This window comes from Litoreibacter ponti, from assembly GCF_003054285.1.
Taxonomy (GTDB): domain Bacteria; phylum Pseudomonadota; class Alphaproteobacteria; order Rhodobacterales; family Rhodobacteraceae; genus Litoreibacter; species Litoreibacter ponti.
Window position 1 is genome coordinate 2182029 of sequence record NZ_QBKS01000001.1, and the last position, 25790, is coordinate 2207818.

Below are 25790 nucleotides of genomic sequence, written 5' to 3' on the forward strand. Positions count from 1 at the left end.
TCGATTTAGCGGAAGAGCGACAGAATATTCTGAGGCGCCTGGTTGGCGATGGACAGCGCTTGCACGCCCAGCTGCTGCTGAACCTGCAGTGCTTGAAGCCGCGCGGACGCTTCTTCCATGTTGGCATCGACAAGTGTGCCAATTCCGGATTTCAAGGAGTCGGTCAGCTTCGAGATGAAATCGGCCTGGATTTCGATCCGACCTTGAGCCGAGCCAAACTCCGCCGCGGCGTCGATCGAGTTTTGGATCAAGGTCTCGACATTCGCAAGCGCTGCATCTGCACCCTGGTTGGTCGACACGTCGATATTGTCGAGGCCGAACAAACCACCAGAGGCCTCACCACCTGCACGACCAGTGACAGAGATCGAAAGATCCGGTTCACTATTATCGATTTTGATGGACCAAGCACCGCTGTCATCTTGGGCCACGGTCGTCGTGACGCCCTCGATTTGACCCGCATCGACCGCAGTCTTCAGGCCGCGAACGACGTCCTCGAAGTTTTCATCAGCACCTGCGATATAGTCATAGCTTTTGGAGTCGATCGTGATCCGATAGCCATCGCCTTCGGTAACATTTCCGGTCTGGCTGAAGGTGATGTTTTCAGCGCGTTCCGCAATTTCACCAGCGAAAACTCCGGACGCAGCTGCGCCGACCTCAAGCGCGTTGCCAGCACCGGATGCAGACGTTGTCACGGTCACATCTTCGAAAGCGCGGGTTGACGTCAGCACCACGTTTCCGGAGTCGATTTCTGCCGTCACGCCTTCGATCCCGGCAGCGTTGATCGCTGCAACCAAAGCCGTCTCGGTCGCGGCTGTATCAGCGCCAGCAGCAACGGTGACAGCCGTTCCGCCAAGAGTAACGGTGAAGTCGCCAGCCGCCGCCCGGGTCGCATTGATGTTCAGCGTGTTGCCGGTCGCCGTGAGCGTCGTGTCACTGAGAAGCGCACTGCCAGAGCTGCCATCGGTCAGCAGCGTCCCGGCTCCGAAAACGCCACCATCAGTTTCGAGGCTTTGGCGGTTGACCTCAATGCTGTTTGCGGCCACGGTCCCGTCAGATTGGCGATCTAGGGACGACAGAATATTTACGTCCTCCGTGCCCTGCAACATGTTTAGCCCGTTGAACTGAGCCGCCCCGACAACCGAATTGATCTGGGCAGTCAAAGCATCAATGTCAGCCTGGATTTTCACCCGGTCCACGTTCTCTTCCTGCGCGGAAACGACCTTACCCTTAATCTGCGTCAGCAGGTCGGTTACGGTCTCAGCACCAGTTCGCGCGACTGCAATGGTCGACTCACCCAACGAAAGGCTTTCCGAGATCGCCTTGAAACCCTTCACATCAGATTCCATGACTTTGGAAATAGCCCAAAGAGCAGAGTTATCTTTTGCAGAACCTACAGCCTTACCGGTCGAAATCTCAGATTGCGTCTTCAGCAAATCCGAATTGATCGACTTTAGCGTTTGCAGCGCGACCATGGCGCCATTGTTTGTCAGAATACTAGACATTATTCATACCTTTTGGTTCGGCGCCTTTGACGCCGGTTTTCCACCACCGGTGGGACAAAAGCCTTTTGACTTATGCCGACCTATTCTCAAGGTCGTGCGCCACCCCAATCGCAGGATGCCTTCGCAATAAAGCGCGATTTCATTAAGTGATTGCTAAGCCCTGACGCTTTGAGCTTCGAATTTTAAACAAACTAGACCATCTTGACCCTAAAGAAGTTTCGGCGAAAGCTCTTTTGTATAAGTGCGAAAGCCATGTGAAGACTCGGTGATCTGATCGATTCTTGACTTTGCGGCCTCCAACCCTCTTCGAGCGGACCCAAGAAAGTTCTGATTCTCTTTCATCAACGTCGAAATCTGCGACACCTCAGCCGATGCGAACTCTGCGTCGGTCAAATCCGAAAGCGCATGTAACAGTTTGGCCTTTTCATCAAGAATTCTCGAAAGATCACTGAGTTCGCCTGATAGAAGAAGGTCTCGCTCCGACGTGATGATGATACGTAGGCGATTTAGAACCGTTTTTTCTTTTCTAGATAACATTATGGCATCCTCTCCATGCTCCGCACGAACTGCTCCGCGAGCCCTATTCCACCACGATCTACCATCGCGCGCGCTTGATTCTCGAATAGAAAAGACTGGAATTGCTCCTCTCCAATCCCACCACCGAAAGCCTGACTACTTGTGTCAGGCGCTATTGATTTTAGCATTTCGGCAATAAATGCGGCCTCTAGACCTTTGGCTGCGTCTAATCGCGCTAAAACCTTTTGGTCAACGGCCGTTGGCAGCGAGCCCGACAATATTTCCACGGGAGATTCTCCATTTGTAAACTTTTCAATGAAATAACCTTGAGAGGTAAAGAAGCTGTAACTCATGGATGAGAAACTACCTGAAATGTGTGAGGCACCAAAATGACTTCAATTCTTCAGATCTTTTTCTCAAATCTCCAGAATCCGATCAGCAACATTGTCTCAAAAGGCGAAGAACAGTTATCAGAAAGTATTGATGCAAAAGATGGAACTGTTGGACGCCTAGATGCTTTTCAAGAAATGATGGATTCAGAATTCGAGAAAACTGGATCAGAGTCCAATCTTCCTCTGCTTTTGAGCGAAGATTTGACCGAGGCCCCTCATTCGCCAAAATCTGTTCTGCCTCAGTTGGATATGGTGGGATCAATCAATGATACCGACCGGAATTCTATCACGGAACTACAAAGCTTCGTTCAGAAAGGTTCGGATTCGAAATCTGCTGAACTCATCGCGAATACTGATAGCCTCGCGGCAAGAGATTTAGTTGAACAAAAAATTGGTTTCACATCCGATAGCGGCCCACCACAGATAATAGAGGGTCATGATGAAATCGGGGAGAGTTCAAAGGTCGAAACGCGCATACCGACGCAGGTGCAAGTTGAGCCCGCCGATGAGGAAAATCGCCTTTCGACAGAATCAGATGGCTTGATCTATATATCGCCTATTGGTGCTGTTGAATTCGTGGACCAGCCTATTGTGACCCTATTTGGTCGAGAAACGCCGAATCGCGAAACGACCGCGGAAAATCTGGACCTCGCCGCCGGTGAAACCTCACCCGGAAGGTTCAAGCAAGAAGCTGGTATTCAGGTTGATGAGCCATCGGCTCGACCAGTCACGCCGCTCAACTTTTTGACAGAAACATTGGCGAGATCAACCAGCGCAAATCAAACCTCCATAGATCGGGATATAACCGCTTCCGTCTCTGAAGCAGTTACGAGAGATCTTTTGCCGGGACAGCTCTCACCACAGAAGGTAAGAATTGAGGCAGCTCAGTCGATGCCAATCGTGCCTACCGTCCCAATTTTGGCATCAGCAGCTCCTATTTCGAAGGCATCTTCGAGCCATCTAGAAGGTCCACGGCTCTCAATCGCCGAGATGTCGGCGAACGTAACTTCGGAGCCAACCTTGGCCAAATCGCACTCCAGCGATATCAAACCCGCGCCAATTACCCTCAACTTCGCCACGCCCGCTCGGGCTACATTTGCCGACGTCCAGAAGGTGTTTTCGTCGCAACTAGATCTCGTTGAAGAGCCAGATGTCGCATTCGGGGCCTCCTATGCGGGCAGCCCCACAGCGACCGGGTTTCAGCCTAGCATAGCACCGCAAGCAGCGGGCCCTGCTCTGCCTCAAAGCATTGGACAGCAAATCTCCCTTGCGCTGGAGGGTTCCAAAAAAAACGATGTCGAGATCAGGCTGGAGCCTGAGGAGCTTGGCAAAATTAGGATCATCCTTTCAAACAGGGAAAGCGGCATGACGGTAGCCGTTTTTGCCGAAAAGGCGGAAACCCTGGAGCTGATGCGTCGCAACTCCGACGCATTGGCGGAAGGCATGACCGACGCTGGTTTTGACGGGGCAGATCTTCAGTTCGGTCACGGGAAAACTGAAAATCAGGACTCTGCCGAAGACACTGCAATCGGGCCATCCGACAGAAACCTCTCAGCGGATGACAAGATGCCACCACGCAACTCTCCAATCCAAGACGGCGACGGCTTGGACTTAAGGTTTTGAAGGAAATCATATGGAAGTAACACCCAATCCGACGGCGATCCAGACTGCCAGCACGCCTCCTGTTCAGACGAACGATCGCGATGCACTGTCCTCGGATTTCGAAACATTCATCACGATGCTAACGGTTCAAATGGAAAACCAGGACCCGCTCAACCCGTTGGATTCACAGGATTTCGCAACCCAGCTTGCAACGTTTTCCGGAGTGGAGCAGCAGGTGAAGACCAACGAGTTGCTGGATACGTTGAACACGCAGTTCCTGTCGTCTTCACTTGGGGACATGGCCAGCTGGGTTGGAATGAACGCTCGTCTGGCGGCTCCGGCGCATTTTGATGGTGAACCGATCTCGATCGTCGCAAACCCTCCGAGCTTCGCAGAAAGGTCAGAACTTGTCGTGTACAACGACCAGGGAATCGAGGTGCAGCGTTCTAGCATACCGGTTTCCGACGACGAAATCTCATGGGATGGCACCGGCGCGAACGGAACGACTTTGGCGTCCGGCACCTATTCCTTTGAGGTCATCGCGTACAGCAACGATGAAATAATCGATGTCCATACGCCCGACCTTTTCACTGAGGTTCTAGAGGTCCGTTCCATCGATGGCCAAGCGGTCATCGCGACAGAGGGGGGGCATTTGCATCCCGCGTCGATTGTCAGCGGGCTCAGGTGATCAGATTGCCTGCGCAACCAGAATGATCAGCAGAGTGATACCCGCGCCAAGACCGACGAGGCCAATATCGGGCCAGATCCGAGACCTGCTTTCCTTGACTGGAGCGCGTGTCCTCTCGGCAAGCGCCTGCTCCATCAGATTTGGAAGTCTCGGGCCAAATCGGCCCAGAACCTGCGCCGTGGCAACCAAGTCGCGCAGCAATGCCCGTGGGCCGATATTTTGCTTGATGTAATCCTCGACGACAGGGCGGGCGACCTGCCAGATATTGATCTGAGGATGCATCGAACGGGCGACGCCTTCGACCACGACCATCGTACGTTGCAATAGGATCAGCTCGGTGCGGGTTTCCATTCCAAAGCGCTCGGTCACCTCGAAGAGATAGGCGAGCAGATGGCCCATCGAGATCTGGGTCGCATCCATGCCGAAAATCGGCTCGCCGACCGCCCGCAAGGCCTGTGCGAACTCATCGATATCGCGATCGGCGGGAACGTAGCCGGCCTCGAAATGCACCTCAGCGACACGGCGATAGTTTTTCTGGATGAAGCCCATCAGGATTTCAGCGTAGACCCGGCGCGTGTATTCGTCGATCCGACCCATAATTCCAAAATCATAGGCAATGATCTCGCCCGCCGCGCTGACCTTCAGGTTGCCTTGGTGCATATCGGCGTGGAAGTAACCATCGTTCAGGGCTTGCCGCAGAAACAATTGCAGGACCCGCTCGCCAAGCGCGCGGCGATCGTGGCCCGCGGCCTCCACCAACTCTGAGTCGCCAAAAGGAATGCCCTCGGCCCATTCGAGCGTCATGACGCTCTTGCTCGATTTATGAAAATAGGTCCTTGGCACCACGAAACCGGCATCGTTTTCGGTCGTGGCCGCGTATTCGCCAGCCGCCGCTGCTTCGAGCCGCAGGTCCAGCTCTCCCTGCACGACACCGTCGAAATGCTTGATCACATCGGTGGGGTGCAAGCGCCGCGACGATGGCGAAAACATCTCGATCACACTCGCGGCAAGGTAGAACGCGTCGATGTCCTTACGGAATGCCTTTTCGATCTTCGGGCGCAGGACCTTCACGGCGACCTCTTCTCCGGTCTCTCGAAGGCGTGCGCGATGAACCTGCGCGATTGACGCCGCTGCCACCGGTTCAGAGAATTCCGAGAAAAGTATCTCGACCGGCGCACCAAGCTCAGTCTCGACCGTGGCTTTCGCCACATCGGTCGAAAAGGGCGGCAGCTTGTCTTGCAGAACGCGAAGCTGGACGGCCAGTTCATCGCCAACCATGTCGGGACGGGTCGAAAGGATTTGACCAAATTTGATATAGGCAGGCCCGAGCGCAGTCAGCGCACGGGTCGCAGGCGGCATGTTCGGATCCCCCTTGAGCCCAAGCCACTTGAACGGCCATCCCAGAATGCGCGCGATCATCCGCAACGCAGGGGGTGCCTGAAACGCGTCCAACACGAGGCCCATCGCGCCGGTCCGTTCAAGCGTCGCGCCGGTGCGGATCAGCCGCCATACGTTGTGAGGTCCGCGCACCTAGATTTTCCAGCCTGCATGGAGCGCCGCGACGCCAAATGTCATGTTGCGGAAGCTCACATTCTCGAACCCGGCAGCGCGGATCATCGCGGCGAAGCTCTCTTGGTCGGGAAAATTGCGGATGGACTCCACCAAGTACTGATAGCTATCGCGATCCCCCGCAATTGCCTGGCCCATCCGTGGGATGACGTTGAACGAATACAGATCGTAGGCTTTTTGCATCATCGGATTAGGCAGTTGCGAGAACTCCAGAACCATCAGTCGTCCGCCAGGGCGCAGCACGCGATACGCCTCGGAAAGGGCATCAGGAATGCGCGTGACGTTCCGGATCCCAAAGCTGATCGTGTAGACATCGAACGAATTGTCATCAAATGGCAGAGCCATCGCGTCGCCGACGATCCAGTCCAGACGGTCGGACAGGGCTTCAGCCTCGGCGCGTTTGCGGCCCTCAACAAGCATCTGCTCGGTCATATCGAGCACCACCGCTTCGGCATCGCCCGCACGCTTGAGAAAACGAAACGAAATATCTCCGGTGCCGCCTGCGACGTCCAAGAGCCGTTGGCCCGGGCGCGGCGCAAGCCAATCCATCATGGCGTCCTTCCAAAGGCGGTGAACGCCCCCGGACATGACATCGTTCATGACGTCGTATTTGGAGGCCACGTTGGTAAACACGCCATGCACCATCCCGGCCTTTTGGTCCTCCGGCACGGATTGTCGGCCAAAATGAGTGGTTTTCTGTTCGCTCTCGGTCATCTGATCTTGCAGTCCTTCAAGTGTCACCTTTCTTATAGGCTGAGCTTGCCGGGTTACAATGCGACCCGAAGAACCAACGAAGGAGCCGCGTGTGCCGGAACTGCCTGAAGTCGAGACCGTGCGCCGTGGCCTACAACCCGTGATGGAAGGCAAAACTATTGCGCGGGCCGACGTGATGCGGCCGGACCTGCGTTGGCCGTTGCCCGATCGCATGGCGGAGCGTTTAACCGGGCGCCGGATCACCGCGATGCGGCGACGCTCGAAATACATTCTGCTGGATCTCGACAGCGCAGAGTCGCTCATTATCCACCTCGGGATGTCCGGCCGCATGCAGATCGATTCAGAGCCTAGCGCGGACTTCCACCACAACCCGACGATCGCGTTGAAACATGATCACGTGATTTTTCATATGGAAAACGGCACCCGCATCGCTTTCAACGACGCACGGCGCTTCGGCGCCATGGACCTTGCACCGACCGATCAACTGGAAAATCACTGGCTGATCGAAAAGCTTGGACCAGAGCCTTTCGGAAACACGTTCAACGAAGACTACCTCGTCGAGAAGCTGAGGCACAAAAACTCGCCCATCAAGTCCGCTCTGCTCGATCAAAGACTGGTTGCGGGGCTGGGCAATATCTACGTGTGCGAGGTGCTGTTTCGCACAGGGATATCGCCGAAAAGGAAGGCGAGCGCGATCAGCAAAGCCCGCGTTGCCTCCCTGGTGCCCGCCATTCGGGATGTGCTTTCCGAAGCAATCGAGTCCGGCGGATCGTCCTTGCGCGACCATCGTCAGACCAACGGGGAGCTTGGTTATTTCCAGCACAATTTTTCGGTCTATGATCGGGAAGGCGAGACCTGCAGAACGGAGGGGTGCGGCACGAAAATTGCTCGGATCGTGCAGTCGGGTCGCTCCAGCTTTTACTGCCCAACATGTCAAAGATGAATTGCACGAACTAATGAACGTGCTAGGTCTGGCGTTCGTCTATCAATGAGGTCACGGCATGGCGTTCAAGACTATCATCGTCGAAATCGAAGAGCATATCGCGCTCATCAAGCTCAATCGCCCCGATGCGCTCAACGCGCTCAATTCAGAGTTGCTGAGCGAGCTGGGCGAGGCTCTCAAAGATGCCCGCACCAACGACAAAGTCCGCTGTATCGTTCTGACCGGCTCGGAAAAGGCTTTTGCGGCCGGGGCTGATATCACCGAAATGCAGGATCTGAGCTTCGTGGACGTGTTCGGCGACGACTTGTTTTCCGACTTCCCGAAAGAGTTCGAGCGCGTTCGCAAGCCCATCATTGCCGCCGTCAGCGGGTATGCCCTTGGCGGCGGGTGCGAGCTTGCGATGATGTGCGACTTCATCATCTGCTCCGACACCGCGAAATTCGGCCAGCCGGAGATCAATCTTGGCGTGATGGCGGGGCTTGGCGGCAGTCAACGTTTGACCCGCTTCGTCGGAAAATCGAAATCAATGGACATGCACCTGACAGGCCGCTTCATGGACGCCGAAGAAGCGGAGCGCTCCGGCCTGGTGAGCCGCGTGGTGCCCGCCAAGAAACTCGTGTCCGAAGCGATGGCCGCAGCCGCAAAAATCGCGGAGAAATCGCAGCTGGCGTCCATGGCCGTGAAGGAATCGGTCAATCGCAGCTACGAGGGCTCTCTGAGCGACGGGCTGCTCTTCGAGCGGCGCTTGTTCCACTCGCTTTTCGCGACGGAGGATCAGTCCGAGGGCATGTCCGCCTTCGCTGAAAAACGCGAGCCTCAATTCCGCGACAAGTAGCACCATTTAGGGCGTTGACTTGCCCGCGAGTCGCCCCTAGAAGCGCACTCTCAGATTTACACACCGAACCATCGGGGTTTTTACGTATGGCAAATTCGCCTCAAGCTAAGAAACGCGCGCGCCAGACCGAGCGCCGCACCGCCGTGAACAAGGCGCGCCGCTCGCGCATCCGCACTTTCCTTCGCACCGTCGAAGAGGCCATCGCGTCCGGTGATGCCTCTGTTGCGAAAGAAGCGCTGAAGTCCGCGCAGCCTGAGCTGATGCGCGGTGTCTCCAAGGGCGTTGTCCATAAGAACACAGCTGCGCGGAAAATGTCGCGCTTGTCCTCGCGGGTGAAGGCACTCGGCTAAAAGTAGCCACGCTCTACCGGAGTTCACGAATTTAAAAAACGCGCCTTTCCGGGCGCGTTTTTTTTATGATCAGAGGCTTAGCAGGGCCGTATCACGGTGTCGTGAGATTCGGGTTTGAACTAAGACTGAGTCAAGAACGAAGATAAGTTGCGAGTCGCCGTCCTCAGTCGCTATCCATACCTAGCGATTCACTCGTCTCGGGGGGACATGGAATGAGCACGGACACTGGTCCGGCTGTGCAAGAGCTGCTGCCAGCGCACACGTGGGACCGTTTGGAAAAAGATCCAAATGCCGTGCTTATCGACGTCAGGACAAAGGCCGAATGGTCCTTTGTAGGGAAGCCTGATCTGTCGAGCTTGAACCGTTCGGTCATCACGATCGAATGGTGTGAGTATCCGGATATGTCCGTAAATCCGCGGTTCGTTGAAGAAGTGAAAGAGGCCCTGGATGGCAGCCACCCATCCGCGATCTTTTTCATCTGTAGGTCCGGTGCGCGTTCGATGAACGCGGCCAGGGCAGTCTCGGCATCGTCCGGTGACCTGCCCGGCACCCCTGACCTCTTCAATGTGGCCGAAGGATTTGAGGGCGATCTGGATTCGCAAGAACGACGGGGGGGCCTGAACGGTTGGAAGGCCCAGGGATTGCCATGGCGGCAGTCCTGAATCTGCATAACGGGAAGAACATGACAAACGACACCTGGGGCCAAGCGCGCGAGTCACTGCAAACCGCAATTGGGAAGAACAACTATCAAACGTGGATTGAACCACTGACCTTTGTATCATGCGAGGATGGGGTCGCCGAGTTCGGCGTGCAGACCAGTTTCCAAGGCGACTGGGTTTCCCGAAATTTCGGCGAAGAGATGCTGCGCCAGTTCGATAAGCTGGATGCCGGCGTCGACCGGCTACGTTTCTCCGTTCAACCAAAGCGATCCGCACCAGCCAAACAAGCGCAAGCCCCCGAAGAGTTCGCCCGCCCCCAAGCCCCAAAACCACAAAAGAAGGCGACCGCGACGGAAGAGGCCCTTCTGGGCGCGCCGCTCGACAAACGGTTCACGTTTGATCGTTTCGTGGTCGGCAAACCCAACGAACTGGCCCACGCCGCCGCGCGCCGTGTCGCCGAAGGCGGGCCAGTCAGCTTCAACCCCTTGTTTCTCTACGGCGGCGTAGGTCTTGGTAAAACGCACCTGATGCATGCCATCGCGTGGGAACTGCAGCAACGCTCGCCCGAACTGCGCGTAGTCTACCTGTCGGCGGAACAGTTCATGTACCGCTTCATCCAGGCCCTGCGCGACCGCCAGATGATGGATTTCAAAAGCCTGTTCCGCTCCGTCGACGTGCTGATGGTTGATGACGTGCAGTTCATCGCGGGCAAGGACAGCACGCAGGACGAGTTTTTTCACACGTTCAACGCGCTGATCGACCAGCAGAAACAAATCATCATCTCCGCAGATCGCGCACCGGGTGAGATCGACGGGCTGGAAGAGCGCATCCGCTCTCGCCTGCAATGGGGCTTGGTGGTCGACCTGCACCCGACCGACTACGAGCTTCGCCTCGGCATCCTTCAGCAAAAGGTAGAGCAGTACCGCAGCCAGTATCAGGAGCTGAAAATCTCCGACGGCGTTCTGGAATTTCTCGCACACCGCATTTCCAACAATGTCCGCGTGCTTGAGGGTGCTTTGACCCGCCTTTTCGCGCTGGCGTCACTGGTCGGGCGTGAAATCACGCTTGAGATGGCACAAGAAAGCCTCGCCGACATCCTGCGTCAGTCCGACCGCAAGGTCACGATGGACGAAATCATGCGCAAGATTTGTGACTACTACAATGTGCGCATGTCCGACCTGCTTTCGCCCAAACGCTCACGCAACATCGCGCGCCCGCGTCAGATGGCAATGTGGCTGGCCAAGCACCTGACCCAGCGCTCCTATCCCGAGATCGGCAAGCGCTTCGGCAACCGGGACCACACCACCGTGATCCATGCCGTACGCAAGATCGAAGAGCTGAAAGCGCAAGATAGCCAGGTTGCCGAAGACGCAGAGCTTCTGCGGCGGATGCTGGAAGCCTAATTGGCTTGACGGGCTCGCGCTAAAAGTCGAGTTTTCAAGAAATTGTTTGCATAAGCGGGCGGAGAGGATACCTTCTCCGCCCCAGCTATCTTCCGAGAGGGATGGAAATGAAAATCAGTGTCGAGCGTGGAACTCTGCTCAAAGCTGTCGGTCAGGCGCAATCGGTGGTCGAGCGCCGCAACACCATCCCGATCCTGGCGAACGTATTGATCGAAGCCGAAGGCGACAGCGTCAGCTTCCGCGCCACGGATCTTGACATCGAAGTGGTCGACAAAGCCCCCGCACAGGTCGAGCGTCCCGGCGCCACGACTGTGTCCGCCACTACGTTGCACGAAATCGTGCGCAAACTTCCAGATGGCGCGCTGGTCGTGCTGACCGATGACGGCTCGTCGGGTCGACTGACGGTCGAAGCCGGCCGTTCAAACTTCTCGCTCGCGACTTTGCCCAAGGAAGATTTTCCCGTCATGGCCTCGTCCGAGTATCAGTCCAACTTCTCCGCGCCAGCCCCGATGCTGCGGCGCTTGTTCGACAAGTCGAAATTCGCGATCTCGACCGAAGAAACCCGCTATTACCTCAACGGCGTCTATATGCATGTCGCCGATGCCGATGGTGGCAAGTCCCTGCGCTGCGTCGCAACAGACGGCCACCGCCTTGCGCGCATTGATGCCGATCTGCCGGATGGCGCGGCGGACATGCCTGGCGTGATCGTCCCGCGCAAGACCGTCGCAGAGCTTCGCAAGCTGCTTGATGATGACGAGATGCAGATCGCTGTTTCCGTGTCCGAAACCAAAGTTCGTTTTGCGACACCCGATATCACGCTGACGTCCAAAGTGATCGACGGCACCTTCCCCGATTACACTCGGGTGATCCCGCAGGGTAACACGCGCAAGCTTGAGGTAGATGCTGCGGAGTTCGCACGGGCCGTGGACCGGGTCGCGACCGTGTCATCCGAGCGCTCCCGCGCGGTTAAACTGGCGCTCGACGAAGACCGATTGATCCTGTCCGTCAACGCGCCTGACAGCGGCGCGGCAGAGGAAGAGCTTGCAGTGGCCTACGGCGATGAGCGGTTGGAAATTGGCTTCAATGCCAAATACTTGCTGGAAATCGCAGGTCAGGTTGACCGTGAGAATGCCGTGTTCATGTTCAACTCCGCGGGTGACCCGACGCTGATGCGCGAAGGCAATGATCAATCCGCGGTTTACGTCGTGATGCCGATGCGCGTCTGACGCGCGCGATGGCCGGGCTCTCCCTTTCGGAGCTTACCCTCTCTCATTTTAGGTCTCATCGGCGGGTCGACATCTCCGCCGATGGCCGCCCGGTTGCGATCTTCGGCGCGAACGGTGCGGGCAAAACCAACATCCTCGAAGCGATCTCGATGCTCTCCCCGGGTCGCGGATTACGCCGCGCGAAGATGGAAGATATTGCCCGCAAGCCGGAAGCCTTGGGGTGGAAGGTGTCGGCGTGCCTGACGTCGCTTGGTCAACTCCATGAGTTGGAAACATCGTCAGAAGGCGGTGCCGGACGCACCGTACGGGTCGATGGAAAACTCGCCCCGCAAACTGCGCTTGGACGCATCGCAAGGATTGTCTGGCTGGTGCCTGCGATGGACCGGCTGTGGCTTGAAGGTGCCGACGGTCGTCGCCGGTTCCTCGATCGCATCACGCTGAGCTTCGAGCCGAAGCACGCTGAAGTGTCGGTCGCCTACGAAAAAGCCATGCGCGAACGTAATCGTCTTCTGAAGGATATGGTCCGCGACGCGATGTGGTACAGCGCGCTAGAGCAGCAGATGGCCGAAGCCGGCGCGCAAATCATCGCGAACCGCGCCATGGCAACCGAAAGGCTCAGCGCGGCAATGGCCGAAGCCGAGACAGCATTTCCGACGGCGAGCCTTTCCATTGAAAACCCGGAAGATGCGGATCTGATCGACAGCGAAGCCGCACTCTTGAGCGCCTTGCAAGCGTCCCGCCAGACCGATCTGCGCGCGGGGCGTAGCCTTGTCGGCCCCCATCGCGCGGATTTGGGTGCGATCTACACCGCTAAGGGCGTCGAGGCGAAGCAATGCTCGACCGGCGAGCAGAAGGCCCTGCTGTTGTCACTGATCCTCGCCAACGCCCGCGCCCTCGCGCAGGATTTTGGTGCGGCGCCTCTGATCCTGCTTGATGAGGTCGCGGCGCATCTCGATGCGGATCGCCGCGCCGCGCTGTATGACGAGATCTGTGCTCTGAAGGCCCAAGCGTGGATGACCGGCACGGGGGCGGAGCTATTTGCAGAGCTCGGCGGTCGTGCCCAGCATTTCGAGGTATCAGAGCATAACGGCCAGTCGGAGCTGCATCTAAGATGACAATCACCGGCTTCCAACTGCTGCTATACTCCGGCGCCCTGTTGGTCCTGTTCCTGACCCCGGGCCCGGTCTGGGTCGGCCTACTCGCCCGTGCGATGTCTGGTGGTTTCCACGCGGCATGGCCGCTCGCCTTGGGTGTTGTCGTGGGGGACGTCCTCTGGCCGCTGATCGCGATCCTCGGCGTCGCATGGATCGTGGATCAGGTCAGTTGGTTTATGGATGCGCTGCGCTGGGTCGCCGTCGTCATGTTCGTCGCGATGGGTGTCCTGCTGATCAAGAATGCAGACAAACAACTGTCTGAGAACGCAAGGCTCATGCGCCCCGGCATGTTGGCCGGCTTCGTCGCAGGGCTCGCGGTGATCCTCGCCAACCCGAAAGCCGTGCTGTTCTACATGGGCATGCTTCCGGGGTTCTTCGACCTGACACGGGTCACCGCACTCGACATCTTGGCGATCTGCGTGATGAGTTTCATCGTCCCCCTCGTCGGAAATCTTTGCCTCGCGCTGTCTGTTGACCGCGTCCGTGGGCTGTTGAAATCACCGAAATCACTCGAGCGCCTGAACTTGATCTCAGGCGGCCTGTTGATCCTCGTGGGTGTCGTGATTGGCCTTGGATAACCCTGCGGAACAAGTTGCTGTTCAACCACAATATATTGCGTCAAACCCGTGACAATCTGCCTCAAAACACGTATATTTCGTGGGAGATAACAAGAAGGCATCTCTATGTCCGAAAACCCGAATGCGCCTGAAGAATACGGTGCAGATTCCATCAAAGTTCTCAAAGGCTTAGAGGCAGTTCGCAAGCGTCCTGGTATGTATATCGGGGACACGGACGATGGCTCCGGCCTGCACCACATGGTGTACGAGGTTGTCGATAACGGAATTGACGAAGCACTCGCCGGTCATGCGGACGCTGTAAACGTCAAACTTCACGCCGATGGCTCGGTTTCGGTGTCCGACAATGGTCGCGGAATTCCGGTCGCCATCCACAAGGAAGAGGGCGTCTCGGCCGCCGAAGTCATCATGACCCAGCTGCATGCGGGCGGTAAGTTCGACAGCAACTCCTACAAGGTGTCGGGTGGCCTGCACGGTGTGGGCGTCTCCGTGGTGAACGCCTTGTCTGACTGGCTCGAGTTGCGCATCTGGCGAGATGGCAAGGAGCACGTCGCGCGGTTCGAAGGTGGCTTTACGGCAAAGCATCTTGAGGTTGTCGGCGAAACTCCGGGCCGGACCGGCACCGAAGTGCGGTTCATGGCTTCGGTCGACACGTTCTCAAACCGCGACTATTCGTTCGAGACGCTGGAAAAGCGTCTGCGCGAGCTTGCCTTCCTGAATTCCGGCGTTCGCATCATCCTTGAAGATGAACGTCCTGCCGAGCCGCTTCGTTCCGAGTTGTTCTACGAAGGCGGCGTCAAGGAATTCGTCAAATACATCGACCGCTCCAAGTCGCCGATGATGGAAGAACCGATCTATGTCACCGGCGAACGGGACGAGATCGGCGTCGAAGTCGCGATGTGGTGGAACGACAGCTATCACGAGACCGTGCTGCCGTTTACCAACAATATCCCCCAACGCGATGGGGGCACTCACATGGCTGGCTTCCGCGGTGCGCTGACCAGAACGATCAACGCCTACGCCCAGACCTCTGGGATCGCCAAGAAGGAAAAGATTAGCTTCACCGGCGATGACGCGCGCGAGGGGTTGACCTGTGTTCTGTCCGTCAAGGTTCCGGACCCGAAGTTCAGCTCGCAGACGAAGGATAAACTCGTCTCCTCCGAAGTGCGTCCGGCCGTTGAGGGGCTGATGAATGAAAAACTCGCGGAGTGGTTTGAAGAGAACCCGAACGAGGCCCGTATAATCGTCAGTAAGATTGTCGAAGCCGCGCAGGCGCGAGAAGCCGCTCGGAAGGCGCGCGAATTGACCCGTCGGAAGTCGGCTCTTGACGTGAACTTCCTTGCTGGCAAGTTGAAAGACTGCTCTGAAAAAGACCCGTCCAAGACAGAAGTCTTCCTCGTCGAGGGGGACTCTGCTGGTGGTTCTGCCCAGACCGGACGCGACCGTCAGACACAGGCAGTTCTGCCACTGCGTGGCAAAATTCTGAACGTCGAGCGTGCGCGCTTCGACCGCATGCTTGGGTCGCAGGAGATTGGCAACCTCGTTATGGCGCTCGGAACGGGCATCGGGCGGGACGAGTTCGACATCCGCAAGCTACGCTACCACAAGATCGTCATCATGACGGACGCCGATGTGGACGGCGCACATATTCGCACATTGCTGCTGACGTTTTTCTACCGGCAGATGCCAGAACTGATCGAGAACGGCCATTTGTTCATTGCTCAACCGCCACTCTACAAAGTGTCCCGCGGAAAATCCGAGGTCTATATCAAGGATCAGATTGGTCTTGAGGATTATCTGATCGAACAGGGAACCGAGGGCGCGGTTCTGAAACTTGGCAGCGGCGAAGAAATCACGGGCCAGGATCTGCGTCGCGTCATTGAAGAGGCGCGCACTGTTCGTCGCATTCTTCAGGCATTTCCGACGCACTACCCGCAACATATTCTGGAGCAATCTGCCATCGCCGGCGCGTTTGACGGAAGCAAGCTGGAGAGCGATCTGCAAGGGGTAGCCAACACGGTTGCCGCTCGCCTTGACCTCATCGCCCTCGAATACGAGCGTGGCTGGCAGGGTCGCCCAACCCAAGACAAGGGTATACGCCTCTGGCGCGTGTTGCGTGGTGTCGATGAGGTGCGCGTTCTCGACGGGAATGTCCTTCGCTCCGGTGAAGCGCGCAGACTTGGGCAACTGACGCCATCTCTGCAGGAGACATATTCTGAACCCACGCAACTTGTGCGAAAGGATCGGTTCCAGCCAGTCTACGGCCCCATTGATCTGCTCCAATCCATCCTCGAAGAGGGTGAAAAAGGCTTGTCGCTTCAACGCTACAAAGGTCTTGGAGAGATGAATCCCGATCAGCTTTGGGAGACGACCCTCGATCCAGACGCACGGACGCTGCTTCAGGTCCGCGTAGAAGATATGGCTGAGGCGGACGACATTTTCACCAAACTGATGGGAGACGTCGTTGAGCCACGACGCGATTTTATCCAGACAAATGCGCTGAGTGTCGAAAACCTCGATTTCTGACGTCCGGATTTCCTTTACTGAACAATCAAGTCCGCATGCAATGCGCCTGCGGCCTTGATGCTTTTTAGGATATCGATCATGTCGAGCGGCGTCACACCCAGTGCGTTCAAGCCTGATACGACGTCCCGCAAGGTGGTGCCTGGCGAGATTTCCGCGAGCCCAGTCCCCTGTTCCTCCTCAATGGCCGCAGTCGTGCGCGGCACAACAACCGTTTCGCCCTCTGCGAAGGGATTGGGCTGAACCACGGCCGGGGCCTCTTCGATCGTGAGTGTGAGATTTCCCTGCGCTACGGCCACGCGGGATATCCGGACATTTTCGTCCATGACGATTGTTCCCGATCGTTGGTCGACCACGACGCGTGCCCGGCGTTCGGGCTCAATCCGAATGTTCTCAATTCGGCTGAGCGCATGTGCGGGCGACGCAAGACCGGTTGCATCGATATTCAACTCCACGGTCCCTGCATCCAACATCAAGGCAACACGACGCCCCAGTGCGCGATTGATCGCTTCTTCTATTCGCTCGGCCGTCGTGAAATCTGGAGTACGCAAGGCCATGCGCAAACTACTCAAATCAGACAACTGAAAATCGACTTCTCGTTCGATCCGTCCCCCCGACGGCACGATCCCTGCGGTTGGAACGCCATGCACGACGCGTGCGGCGTCGCCTTCTGCCGACACACCGCCCGCAATGACTGTGCCCTGCGCGACGACGTAAACTTCGCCATCGGCCGAATTTAGGGGTGTCATGATCAAAGTGCCGCCAAGCAGGCTTTTCGCGTCGCCAATCGCTGAGACGGTCACATCCACCTTGCTGCCTGCGCGCCCGAATGGTGGCAGGACGGATGTAACCAAAACTGCCGCCACGTTCTTTGGACGAAATTGCTCGCCACCGACGTTGACGCCAAGCCGCTCAAGAATATTGACCATCATCTCTTCGGTGAAAGGCGAGTTTCGAAGCCCGTCGCCCGTACCGTTCAAGCCTACGACCAGACCGTATCCGACCAGGTCATTGCCCCGGACGCCGTCGAATTCGACAAGGTCCTTCAGACGCACTTCAGACGCGACAGCCGCGCCGATGCCTGTCAGCCAAAGAGAGATAAAGATGACTATAGCTCTTTTCATCTCAGGAAATCCGTCAACCGCAGTTGGGACGTTCGAGCCGTCAGAACATACAGAGTTTCGATCTGGTATTGCACGGCCTCCAATGCGCTCGCGGTCTCGAATTGGTCGACATTTTCGATTTCCGACACGGCCAAGGAGATGCTGTTGCGTTCGACATCCGCCGCCACGCCTTCTTGCTCGAGCACGCCTTGGGACAAGCCGATGTCGCGTTGAAGCGCGGTCAGATCATCTTCCACGGCGATCAGGTTCTCACCCACTTGCGCGAGAACCGCGCGTTCATCCGACGGAGAAAGCACGCTCGCGTCTTCCGCCACGAGGGCCGTCATGGCGAGGTCGCGCAGCATCTGGCGAAACACGGTATCATCGGCCTTGATCGGAAGATCCAGTTTTCGCTGCTCCGAGATCGCGACGTTTTTCACGACCTCTGACCCACCTCCATACGCAGCGGTCTCGAACCCGGCGCCGGGTGTGAAGAACCAGTCATCAATCATGGAATTCAGATCGGAAACGTCCGTTGCGGTCGATGCGATTGGTCGCAAGGCAGCCATGATATCGTCAGCGGAGGCCAGTGGCCTTTGCGCACTGTCCGTCCCGCTAAAAAGATACCGCCCCGCGCTTTGCGTGTTGAGATAGGACACCGCTTGGTCGAGACGACTGAAGGCGGTTGCTGCGTGAGCCTCCAGCCCGTCGCGTTGCTCCAGACTGGAGGCCGCAAGAATATCGGTCCCATAGTTGCTTACGGCTACCTGAAGCGATCCCAGACTTGTCTGCGTGGCGTCGAGCCGAATACCAAAATCCGCTCGGGCCTGGCTAAACGCATCGAGTCGGCGCACGGCGGCCTTCAAGCTACCCAAGGCACTGAAGTCTCCGCCAACATGCGAGCTGATGTCTTGACGCTTCCCGGTTGTGAGCTCTTGCGTCAGCCGCGTCAGATCGGTTTTCAGCCCGGCCCCTTGCCTGCGCAGCATAAGGTTTTGCGCAAGATCTCCTACACTTGTGAAATTCATGTCTAGATCCTCAGCAATGATTGGAGCATGTCGTCGATGGTCTGGATGACCTTTGCATTGGCCGCATAATTCTGTTCGATCAGAAGGAGCTTTTGCATCTCTTGGTCTGTATCGACGCCAAATCCTTGCAGCGCTTCAGAGAACGCTTGGACTTTGCTGGCTTCGAACCCTTGTCTTTGTTCCGCCAAAAAGCGGGCCTGTCCGGTCTTGGACGCCAGATCAGAAGCAAGGGCCGAGGCTGAACCGGCGTCACTGAATGCACCTCCGACGGGTTGTCTGCTGGCGGCCATCGCGTCCACAAGCGCGCTCAATCTGGTATTGTCATCGCTAGCGCCGGAGGCACCGGCTTCTACACCGTCGCGGATCCGCCATAATGCACCGCCTTGCGACGGGTCGACGGCCGCATTCACCTGTAATCTTGACGCAAGACCCTCCACGTAGGGGCTGCCTGCCAGAGATTGGCTGTTTGTGAAAAGTCCGGGCACGCCAGCCGACAAAGACGGATCAGCGACCGCCGCGCGGTCAATCAGATCTGCCGCGAGCGCGTCTAGATCATCTTGGACCCGTGGAAGCTCCGTATCGCGGATTTCGAATTTCGCGGCCAATGATCCGCCCGAAATGGCATCTAGCGCCGTGCCGCTTTGGCTTGCCGCGCCGGTCAATGTCAGCCCCGACAATGCGCCCGAGGCAAGTGTCATGTCAGGTGTGATAACGGGCGTGACCGAGAACGTGAATTGTGCGGCATCCGCGTCCACGAGCGTCGTGCCATTGGGTGTGACCAGCGCGACCTGGCCGTCGTCGCGCGCCACTTCGGAAATCGGGATAATACGTGCGATCTGATCGATCACGATCTGACGTTGATCCATCAGCCCAGACGCGTCCCCGGTGGTGAAAATCTGACGTCGGATTTCGTCATTGAGCCGATCCACGTCTGACAGGGCCTCGTTCAGCGACGCGACCATGTTCCCGATGGATTTGTCGGCACTTTCGCGCTGCCGTGACACCTCATCCGAGGCAGAGTTGAACTTCGCGGCGAGGGCTTTCGAGCTTTCAAGAACCGACGCGAGGCGCGGCTCGCTTGATGGGTTCGCGGCGGCAGTGATCAGGCTTTGATTGAAACGATCAATATGCGCAGACAAAGAGGCCTCATCTTCCGGCGTCCCGATCACCCGCTCCATGACCTGATGCACGGACGCCATGGATTGGCTGTAGCTCGCGCCTGCATCCGCGAGACGGCGGTCCGACAAGGCGGCCTGATTGACCATGCGCTCGATTCCCAAAACACGCACGCCCGAGCCTCGCGTGCCAGTCTGGGAAGAACCGAGCTGAATTTCTCGGCGACCGTAGCCTTCGGTCATGGCGTTGGCCACGTTGGACGAAACAAGCTCGGCAGAGCGCGATACCGCGCCCAAGCCGGAAACCGCATTCGACAATGCTGATGAAATACTCACTCTTTAAGCCCCCGACGCCCTAGCGTTTGATATTCGTGGTTTCTTGCAGCATTTCGTCCACGGTCTGGATGACCTTCGCGTTGGAAGAATATGCACGCTGGGTCTGGATCAATTGGGTCAATTCCCCCGCTACGTCGGTCGTGGACTCCTCCAGGGCATAGCCAACAATGTCTCCCGTGGGCCCGTCACTGGCATCCCAAAGAAAGAACGAGCCGCTGTCATTGGACGGCGAATATGTCTGGTTATCCAAAGCGGTCAGACCATTCGGGTTCGGCAGGTCGACAAGCGGAATTTGATAGATCGTCCGCGTGATACCGATATCGAAAGTCGCTTGAACGAACCCGTTGGAGTCGACATCGACCGACGTCATGTTGCCCACAGGCGAGCCGTCCTTGGTGATCTGTGTGGGGGCGAAACTATCCGACAACTGCGTGATACCGGTCCCTGATCCAAGTTCGCCGATTGTTACGTCAAGCGGGCCGCCATCGAGCTGAACCTGAAAACTTCCGGTCGACCCATCATACAATCCGCCCGATATCTCGTCGACTTGCGCAAGCGTCCCGCCAGAGCCGCGTGTCTCGTCGAAGGTCAGACGATATTCACCAACAACGGCGTTGGCGCTGGCCGAGTCTCGCAAGGTCATGGTCCAGATGTTCGTCGCGCCGTCAGTCGAATTGGCTGGAAGGGTCGGTTCATAGGTCACGAGCAGGTTTTGCGATGTGCCAAGATTGTCGAAATATTCGACGGAAAGCTCCAGTGGATTACCGCTGGCCCCAAATTCCGTCTCCGTCGCCGGCAGGTTCACACCGAGGTTCATCCGCGTGGTGGGCTCGCCCGCGAACTGGTTCACATTGATTTGGATCGGCTCAAGCCCGTCAGAGGTATCGCGCGGGAACGTCGGAACCGTACCGTCGGAATCTGCGGGCCATCCCAGCAGCATCATACCGGTCTGCGTGCGAAGGTAGCCTTGGGAATCCGTTCTGAATGACCCTGTCGTCGCGAGGCGGAACGGGATATCTGCAGTCTCCAAATTGACGGCGGATTCCGTCGTGACAGGCAGGAAGCCACGGCCACGCACGGCCAGATCGGTCGAGTTGGAGGTCGACAGAAGCGAGCCCGCCTGGTCGATCAAGCGCTGTGACGTCACCCGCACCCCGCCTGCGGAATATGTGCCGCGGCCGTTGGAGATCACCATCGAATGGAAACTCGTCTCCGCTCGTTTGTACCCGTTGGTGTTGGAGTTCGCGATGTTGTCGGAGATCGTGGACAACCGGCTGGCATTGGCGGCAAGACCCGCAACGCCCGCGTTAAGAGAGGAGGAAATTGTCATGCTGCGCCCTTCTGATGCTTTCAACTTGAGGCCGACTATGACGGGTCGGGCTTAACAGGCCGCTAACAGATAAAATTACGCGTATTTCGCTATATTTCCCGCAGTAGCGTCACTTCCAGGCGGTTATTGCGCGCCGCCATTGGATTTTGAACCAGCGGTTTGCTCTGCCCAAATCCGATCATTCGTTCGAACCGGTTCGGGTCCGCACCGTCAGATAGCATCAGTTCCCGCATTAGCTGCGACCGATCTGTAGTGATGTCCCAAGCGGGATTGTCGATCAGAACAGATGGGTATGCGCGAGAGTGGCTGGCCACGGCTATGCGGTTCTCCACGGCACGAAAGACCTCGACCAAAACTTCAGAGATTTCCTGCAGGATCGCAGTGGGTCGACCTGTTTGTGGATCGAACAACGGCGCGCCTTCTATGTCGAAGATCTCTACCACAAGGCCCTGATCGGTCACTTGCGTGGTGATGTGTTCCATCGCCATCTCGCGGATCAGGCTGTCGCCGCCCTTGCCGAGAATTCCCGTCGCCAAGGCTTCCAATTCCGCCTGCTCTATCGCGGCAAGCGCGCCGTCTGCACTGGCTTGTGACAGGTCGAGTTCGATCAATCCGCCATCGCCCTTTTGCGGCAATTGACTTTCTGCCGTCAGGCTTTGTCCCCCAAACGCGCCGTCCCCACCGCCCGACACCCGCGCGATCGCAATGGTCGGCGCAAAATAGTCGGCAAGCCCCTTGCGCTGCTGCTCCGTCGTGGCGTTCAGCAGCCACATCAGCATGAAGAACGCCATCATGGCGGTCACGAAGTCAGCGTAGGCCACTTTCCACGCGCCACCATGGTGCCCGTCGCCGCCGGACACCTTCTTGCGCTTGATAATTATGGGGCGGACGTCGTCGGAACTCATGCTTAGGCCTCGTGGATCACTGGTCGGTATATCCCCCACGACGTAAACAGAGCTTAACAGATAAACTTGTAGCGATTTTTTTCGCCAGTTAACGCTGCGCGCGATCGAGCATCAGCGAGGTCTCTGATCGGGTCACCCCGGGAATCTCGCGCACCTCACGCAGCACGCGATCAAAATCGGGAAGGCTCGCGACCTCGATAAAGGCCACAAGGTCCCAAACCCCGTTCGTCGTATGAAGATCGTCAATCTCCGGCATGCGCCGAAGCCTGCGCACGACCGCGTTTGCGTGAGTACCGGCCACCTCGACCATCATCACGGCCTTGATTGACGCATCCAGCCGCGCGTCGCCAAGCTCCACAGTGAACTTTCGGATCACGCGTGAATCCACCAACCGCTTCAGTCGGGCTTGCGCGGTCACCCGAGATACGCCCAGCTGACCCGCCAAGGTGGTGATAGAGGCGCGTCCGTCCATCTTGAGATGCGCGATCATCGCGCGGTCTATCTCGTCCATGCTTTGCAAAATGTCATCCTATTTCACATTTTGTAAATAACAATCGGCATTTTTTCCAAAAATTCTGTCTGTTTCGACACCAGAAACAACTAGTCTCGAACCAATTCAGGAGACATCCATGACACCCAAAACCTGCACCCTTGTCGGCGCTCCGGTCCAGTCTGGCGCAAGTCAGCCCGGCTGCATCATGGGCCCGGACGCCTTTCGTACGGCTCGGTTGGAAGACACGCTTGTCAGTCTTGGCCACAAGGTCGACGACCGCGGGAACGTGCGCCCGGAGACGGTCGATGCCACCAAGCATTCGAACCCTGCGATCCATGATCTGAGCGAGACGATTGGCTGGGCCACAGCCCTTGAGCAAGCCGCCTTCGACGCCGCGGCCAGCGACGCGATGCCGATCTTTCTTGGCGGAGACCACAGCCTGTCCATCGGAACTGTGCCCGGAGTGGCGCGGCATTGGGCCGAAAAAGACAGGCCGCTTTTCGCGCTCTGGCTCGACGCGCATCCGGATTTCCACACGCTGGAAACGACGGGCAGCGGCAATTTGCATGGCACGCCGGTCGCTTATTTCTGCGGTCTTGGCGGGTTCGATGCCTACCCGCCGCTCCGCGCCAAAGTGGATCCCGCCAATGTCTGCATGCTGGGCATTCGGTCGGTCGATCCGGCAGAAAATGCGGCACTCGCAGCCGCCCGGGTCGATGTGCATGATATGCGCGCCATCGACGAGCACGGCATCGCAGCACCACTACGCGCCTTCCTTGATCGGGTGCGCGCAGCAAACGGCGCGCTGCATGTTTCGCTCGACGTGGATTTCCTCGACCCCGCTATCGCGCCCGCCGTTGGTACCACGGTGCCGGGCGGTGCAACGTTTCGTGAGGCTCATTTGGTGATGGAAATGCTCTGCGACAGCGGCCTCGTCACCTCGCTCGATCTGGTCGAGCTCAACCCTTTTCTCGATGAGCGCGGGCGCACGGCCAGCCTCATGGTCGATCTCTGCGCAAGCCTGATGGGCCGCAAGGTGCTCGACCGTCCCACCCGGAGGTTCTAATGTCCAAACCATCCAAACTCGCCCTTGTCCCCTTCGTCTCGGTCGACAACATGATGAACCTCGTGAACGCGATCGGCCCCGCCCGGATGATTGCCGAAATCGCTGAGTACATCGAGCAGGATTTCAAGCGGTGGGAGCAATTCGACAAGACCCCTCGCGTCGCGGCGCATTCCGATGAGGGCGTGATCGAGTTGATGCCGACCTCTGATGGCGAGAGCTACGGGTTCAAGTATGTAAACGGGCACCCGGCCAACATGGCGCGCGGGTTCCAGACAGTCACGGCCTTCGGGGTTTTGGCGCGCGTGGACAATGGCTATCCGGTGTTGTTGTCAGAAATGACGATCCTGACCGCCCTGCGGACAGCCGCGACCTCTGCGCTGGTGGCCAAATATCTGGCGCCTGAAAGCGCTGGTACCATGGCGATGATCGGCAATGGCGCACAATGCGAGTTTCAGGCACTGGCCTTCCAGCAGGTTGTCGGTATCCACACCGTCAGGCTCCATGATATCGATACTGAGGCAACCGAAAAGGCCGCGCGCAATCTGCAGGCAACCGGATTGAAGGTGGTCACCTGCGCGTCTGCACAAGAGGCTGTCACCGGGGCGCAGATCATCACCACCTGCACCGCAGACAAGCAATATGCGACGATCCTCACCGACAACATGGTTGGCAGCGGCGTGCATATCAACGCCATCGGGGGCGATTGCCCTGGCAAGACGGAGCTGCACCGCGACATCCTTCTGCGCTCGGATATTTTCGTGGAGTATCCGCCGCAAACCCGTATCGAGGGCGAGATCCAGCAGCTTGATCCCGATCATCAGGTGACCGAGCTGTGGCGCGTGATGACGGGTCAAGTTCCGGGCCGCTCCAGTCCCGAGCAGATCACCCTGTTCGACAGTGTCGGCTTCGCGACCGAAGATTTCTCGGCCCTGCGTTATGTCCGCGACCAGCTGGAGCGATATCCCCATTTCGTCGACCTCGACATGCTCGCCGATCCCGATGATCCGCGCGATTTGTTCGGAATGGTCGCACGCGCCGCAACGTGAGACGCAATTGCTCTTGCGCGCCCCGCATGCGCTTGCAATCTTAGGCACGTTCTCAGGGCGGGGCGGAATTCCCCACCGGCGGTAAGCGGCATCAGCCGTAAGCCCGCGAGCGCCCTCTCGCGAGAGAGGGGTCAGCAGATCAGGTGCAACTCCTGAGCCGACGGTCATAGTCCGGATGAAAGAGAACGAGCGCGCAGCCCCGTCATGGGGAGGCGTGCCCGTGATCGCCGCTGTGACGTGTCTGTTGCGAAGGAGATTACAAATGACACTCACAAAATACGCGTTCGTCAAAGCCAACTGGCATTCCGATATCGTCTCGCAGGCCCTTGTGGGCTTCAATCAGCTGATCCCGGCGGCGCAGACGGATATCTTCGATGTGCCGGGCGCATTCGAGATGCCGCTCTTGGCAAAAGAACTCGCCGGATCGGGTCAATACGCCGCCGTTGCGTGCGCCGCGCTTGTGGTCGATGGCGGGATTTACCGCCATGATTTCGTGGCGCAGGCGGTCGTAGATGGGCTGATGCGCGCAGGGCTCGATACCGGGGTTCCGGTGCTTTCGGTCTCCCTGACCCCGCATCATTTTCAGGAAACGGAGCACCATATGGCGATCTACCGCGAGCACTTCGTCACCAAGGGCCGCGAGGCCGCCGAAGCCGCGCTGATGATCGGCAAAACACGCGCGGCTCTCGCCGCCTGATCTGCATTTCATTGCTTTAA

General features: G+C 57.7%; 24 protein-coding genes and 1 riboswitch. Of the genes, 14 read left to right on the plus strand and 10 right to left on the minus strand.

Features of this window, described 5'->3' with window-relative positions; all coding sequences use genetic code 11:
• Positions 1 to 5: 5 nt before the first annotated feature.
• Positions 6 to 1502, minus strand: a complete 1497-nt coding sequence (locus C8N43_RS11150) for a flagellin N-terminal helical domain-containing protein (protein ID WP_107845669.1) — start codon at positions 1500 to 1502, stop codon at positions 6 to 8.
• A 536-nt stretch (positions 1503 to 2038) separates the two neighbouring features.
• Positions 2039 to 2371: a rod-binding protein gene (locus C8N43_RS11160; protein ID WP_107845671.1), complete on the minus strand. Its 333-nt coding sequence runs from the start codon at positions 2369 to 2371 to the stop codon at positions 2039 to 2041.
• A 36-nt stretch (positions 2372 to 2407) separates the two neighbouring features.
• Between C8N43_RS11160 and C8N43_RS11165 the strand changes: the two genes are divergently transcribed.
• Complete coding sequence (locus C8N43_RS11165) at positions 2408 to 4033, plus strand: flagellar hook-length control protein FliK (RefSeq protein ID WP_107845672.1); 1626 nt, start codon at positions 2408 to 2410, stop codon at positions 4031 to 4033.
• Positions 4034 to 4043: 10 nt separating this feature from the next.
• Positions 4044 to 4700 (plus strand): flagellar hook capping FlgD N-terminal domain-containing protein, encoded by a 657-nt coding sequence (locus C8N43_RS11170; RefSeq protein WP_107845673.1) that lies wholly within the window; start codon positions 4044 to 4046, stop codon positions 4698 to 4700.
• Here the strand turns inward: C8N43_RS11170 and ubiB are convergent, their stop codons facing one another.
• Positions 4701 to 6230, minus strand: a complete 1530-nt coding sequence (gene ubiB / locus C8N43_RS11175) for a 2-polyprenylphenol 6-hydroxylase (RefSeq protein ID WP_107845674.1) — start codon at positions 6228 to 6230, stop codon at positions 4701 to 4703. It abuts the gene before it with no gap.
• Complete coding sequence (gene ubiE / locus C8N43_RS11180) at positions 6231 to 6983, minus strand: bifunctional demethylmenaquinone methyltransferase/2-methoxy-6-polyprenyl-1,4-benzoquinol methylase UbiE (RefSeq protein ID WP_107845675.1); 753 nt, start codon at positions 6981 to 6983, stop codon at positions 6231 to 6233.
• A 91-nt stretch (positions 6984 to 7074) separates the two neighbouring features.
• Between ubiE and mutM the strand changes: the two genes are divergently transcribed.
• The 9 genes from mutM (at position 7075) to gyrB (ending at position 16654) form a co-directional block, all read left to right on the plus strand.
• A complete protein-coding gene (mutM, locus tag C8N43_RS11185) occupies positions 7075 to 7926 on the plus strand; it encodes a bifunctional DNA-formamidopyrimidine glycosylase/DNA-(apurinic or apyrimidinic site) lyase (protein WP_107845676.1) in 852 nt (283 codons plus the stop codon).
• 58 nt (positions 7927 to 7984) lie between these two features.
• Positions 7985 to 8761, plus strand: a complete 777-nt coding sequence (locus C8N43_RS11190) for an enoyl-CoA hydratase (RefSeq protein ID WP_107845677.1) — start codon at positions 7985 to 7987, stop codon at positions 8759 to 8761.
• 86 nt (positions 8762 to 8847) lie between these two features.
• Positions 8848 to 9111, plus strand: coding sequence for a 30S ribosomal protein S20 (rpsT, locus tag C8N43_RS11195; RefSeq protein WP_107845678.1), 264 nt, complete (start codon positions 8848 to 8850; stop codon positions 9109 to 9111).
• 212 nt (positions 9112 to 9323) lie between these two features.
• The gene (locus C8N43_RS11200; RefSeq protein ID WP_107845679.1) at positions 9324 to 9773 is read left to right on the plus strand and encodes a rhodanese-like domain-containing protein; all 450 of its coding nucleotides are present in this window, start codon (positions 9324 to 9326) and stop codon (positions 9771 to 9773) included.
• 20 nt (positions 9774 to 9793) lie between these two features.
• Entirely contained in the window at positions 9794 to 11173 is a 1380-nt protein-coding gene (gene dnaA, locus C8N43_RS11205) for a chromosomal replication initiator protein DnaA (RefSeq protein ID WP_107846334.1), read from the plus strand.
• A gap of 107 nt (positions 11174 to 11280) precedes the next feature.
• Entirely contained in the window at positions 11281 to 12399 is a 1119-nt protein-coding gene (gene dnaN, locus C8N43_RS11210; protein WP_107846335.1) for a DNA polymerase III subunit beta, read from the plus strand.
• Between the two features lie 8 nt (positions 12400 to 12407).
• Positions 12408 to 13514 carry a DNA replication/repair protein RecF gene (recF, locus tag C8N43_RS11215; RefSeq protein ID WP_107845680.1) on the plus strand — a complete coding sequence of 369 codons (1107 nt, stop codon included), beginning with the start codon at positions 12408 to 12410 and terminating at the stop codon, positions 13512 to 13514.
• Complete coding sequence (locus C8N43_RS11220; RefSeq protein WP_107845681.1) at positions 13511 to 14131, plus strand: LysE family translocator; 621 nt, start codon at positions 13511 to 13513, stop codon at positions 14129 to 14131. Before recF ends, C8N43_RS11220 begins: the two co-directional genes overlap by 4 nt.
• Positions 14132 to 14236: 105 nt before the next feature.
• Positions 14237 to 16654 carry a DNA topoisomerase (ATP-hydrolyzing) subunit B gene (gene gyrB, locus C8N43_RS11225; protein ID WP_107845682.1) on the plus strand — a complete coding sequence of 806 codons (2418 nt, stop codon included), beginning with the start codon at positions 14237 to 14239 and terminating at the stop codon, positions 16652 to 16654.
• Between the two features lie 14 nt (positions 16655 to 16668).
• Here gyrB and C8N43_RS11230 read toward each other — a convergent pair whose 3' ends face one another.
• The 6 genes from C8N43_RS11230 to C8N43_RS11255 form a co-directional block, all read right to left on the minus strand.
• On the minus strand, positions 16669 to 17775 hold the full coding sequence (locus tag C8N43_RS11230; RefSeq protein ID WP_107845683.1) for a flagellar basal body P-ring protein FlgI: 1107 nt from the start codon (positions 17773 to 17775) through the stop codon (positions 16669 to 16671).
• Positions 17772 to 18782 (minus strand): flagellin N-terminal helical domain-containing protein, encoded by a 1011-nt coding sequence (locus tag C8N43_RS11235; RefSeq protein WP_107845684.1) that lies wholly within the window; start codon positions 18780 to 18782, stop codon positions 17772 to 17774. The genes C8N43_RS11230 and C8N43_RS11235 overlap by 4 nt, the downstream gene beginning before the upstream one ends.
• Positions 18783 to 18784: 2 nt before the next feature.
• Complete coding sequence (gene flgK, locus C8N43_RS11240; RefSeq protein WP_107845685.1) at positions 18785 to 20233, minus strand: flagellar hook-associated protein FlgK; 1449 nt, start codon at positions 20231 to 20233, stop codon at positions 18785 to 18787.
• A gap of 19 nt (positions 20234 to 20252) precedes the next feature.
• Positions 20253 to 21563, minus strand: coding sequence for a flagellar hook protein FlgE (locus tag C8N43_RS11245; protein WP_211308581.1), 1311 nt, complete (start codon positions 21561 to 21563; stop codon positions 20253 to 20255).
• 89 nt (positions 21564 to 21652) lie between these two features.
• Positions 21653 to 22468 carry a flagellar motor protein MotB gene (locus C8N43_RS11250; RefSeq protein ID WP_107845687.1) on the minus strand — a complete coding sequence of 272 codons (816 nt, stop codon included), beginning with the start codon at positions 22466 to 22468 and terminating at the stop codon, positions 21653 to 21655.
• 88 nt (positions 22469 to 22556) lie between these two features.
• Entirely contained in the window at positions 22557 to 22979 is a 423-nt protein-coding gene (locus C8N43_RS11255; RefSeq protein ID WP_107845688.1) for an Lrp/AsnC family transcriptional regulator, read from the minus strand.
• A 118-nt stretch (positions 22980 to 23097) separates the two neighbouring features.
• Here C8N43_RS11255 and rocF point away from each other — a divergent pair, with 118 nt between their 5' ends.
• The 3 genes from rocF (at position 23098) to C8N43_RS11270 (ending at position 25770) form a co-directional block, all read left to right on the plus strand.
• A complete protein-coding gene (gene rocF, locus C8N43_RS11260; protein ID WP_107845689.1) occupies positions 23098 to 24027 on the plus strand; it encodes an arginase in 930 nt (309 codons plus the stop codon).
• Positions 24027 to 25073, plus strand: a complete 1047-nt coding sequence (locus tag C8N43_RS11265; protein WP_107845690.1) for an ornithine cyclodeaminase — start codon at positions 24027 to 24029, stop codon at positions 25071 to 25073. Before rocF ends, C8N43_RS11265 begins: the two co-directional genes overlap by 1 nt.
• Positions 25074 to 25117: 44 nt before the next feature.
• A riboswitch (FMN riboswitch) is annotated at positions 25118 to 25264 on the plus strand.
• A gap of 71 nt (positions 25265 to 25335) precedes the next feature.
• Positions 25336 to 25770 (plus strand): 6,7-dimethyl-8-ribityllumazine synthase, encoded by a 435-nt coding sequence (locus C8N43_RS11270; protein WP_107845691.1) that lies wholly within the window; start codon positions 25336 to 25338, stop codon positions 25768 to 25770.
• The last annotated feature ends 20 nt before the right edge of the window (positions 25771 to 25790 follow it).

What these genes read in the sequence shown, in the direction of transcription:
- C8N43_RS11150 (WP_107845669.1), bottom strand. Translation starts at nt 1,502, where the DNA reads ATGTCTAGTATTCTGACAAACAATGGCGCCATGGTCGCGCTGCAAACG.
- C8N43_RS11160 (WP_107845671.1), bottom strand. Translation starts at nt 2,371, where the DNA reads ATGAGTTACAGCTTCTTTACCTCTCAAGGTTATTTCATTGAAAAGTTT.
- C8N43_RS11165 (WP_107845672.1), top strand. Translation starts at nt 2,408, where the DNA reads ATGACTTCAATTCTTCAGATCTTTTTCTCAAATCTCCAGAATCCGATC.
- C8N43_RS11170 (WP_107845673.1), top strand. Translation starts at nt 4,044, where the DNA reads ATGGAAGTAACACCCAATCCGACGGCGATCCAGACTGCCAGCACGCCT.
- ubiE (WP_107845675.1), bottom strand. Translation starts at nt 6,983, where the DNA reads ATGACCGAGAGCGAACAGAAAACCACTCATTTTGGCCGACAATCCGTG.
- C8N43_RS11190 (WP_107845677.1), top strand. Translation starts at nt 7,985, where the DNA reads ATGGCGTTCAAGACTATCATCGTCGAAATCGAAGAGCATATCGCGCTC.
- rpsT (WP_107845678.1), top strand. Translation starts at nt 8,848, where the DNA reads ATGGCAAATTCGCCTCAAGCTAAGAAACGCGCGCGCCAGACCGAGCGC.
- C8N43_RS11200 (WP_107845679.1), top strand. Translation starts at nt 9,324, where the DNA reads ATGAGCACGGACACTGGTCCGGCTGTGCAAGAGCTGCTGCCAGCGCAC.
- dnaA (WP_107846334.1), top strand. Translation starts at nt 9,794, where the DNA reads ATGACAAACGACACCTGGGGCCAAGCGCGCGAGTCACTGCAAACCGCA.
- dnaN (WP_107846335.1), top strand. Translation starts at nt 11,281, where the DNA reads ATGAAAATCAGTGTCGAGCGTGGAACTCTGCTCAAAGCTGTCGGTCAG.
- recF (WP_107845680.1), top strand. Translation starts at nt 12,408, where the DNA reads ATGGCCGGGCTCTCCCTTTCGGAGCTTACCCTCTCTCATTTTAGGTCT.
- C8N43_RS11220 (WP_107845681.1), top strand. Translation starts at nt 13,511, where the DNA reads ATGACAATCACCGGCTTCCAACTGCTGCTATACTCCGGCGCCCTGTTG.
- gyrB (WP_107845682.1), top strand. Translation starts at nt 14,237, where the DNA reads ATGTCCGAAAACCCGAATGCGCCTGAAGAATACGGTGCAGATTCCATC.
- C8N43_RS11230 (WP_107845683.1), bottom strand. Translation starts at nt 17,775, where the DNA reads ATGAAAAGAGCTATAGTCATCTTTATCTCTCTTTGGCTGACAGGCATC.
- C8N43_RS11235 (WP_107845684.1), bottom strand. Translation starts at nt 18,782, where the DNA reads ATGAATTTCACAAGTGTAGGAGATCTTGCGCAAAACCTTATGCTGCGC.
- C8N43_RS11245 (WP_211308581.1), bottom strand. Translation starts at nt 21,563, where the DNA reads ATGACAATTTCCTCCTCTCTTAACGCGGGCGTTGCGGGTCTTGCCGCC.
- C8N43_RS11250 (WP_107845687.1), bottom strand. Translation starts at nt 22,468, where the DNA reads ATGAGTTCCGACGACGTCCGCCCCATAATTATCAAGCGCAAGAAGGTG.
- C8N43_RS11255 (WP_107845688.1), bottom strand. Translation starts at nt 22,979, where the DNA reads ATGGACGAGATAGACCGCGCGATGATCGCGCATCTCAAGATGGACGGA.
- rocF (WP_107845689.1), top strand. Translation starts at nt 23,098, where the DNA reads ATGACACCCAAAACCTGCACCCTTGTCGGCGCTCCGGTCCAGTCTGGC.
- C8N43_RS11265 (WP_107845690.1), top strand. Translation starts at nt 24,027, where the DNA reads ATGTCCAAACCATCCAAACTCGCCCTTGTCCCCTTCGTCTCGGTCGAC.
- C8N43_RS11270 (WP_107845691.1), top strand. Translation starts at nt 25,336, where the DNA reads ATGACACTCACAAAATACGCGTTCGTCAAAGCCAACTGGCATTCCGAT.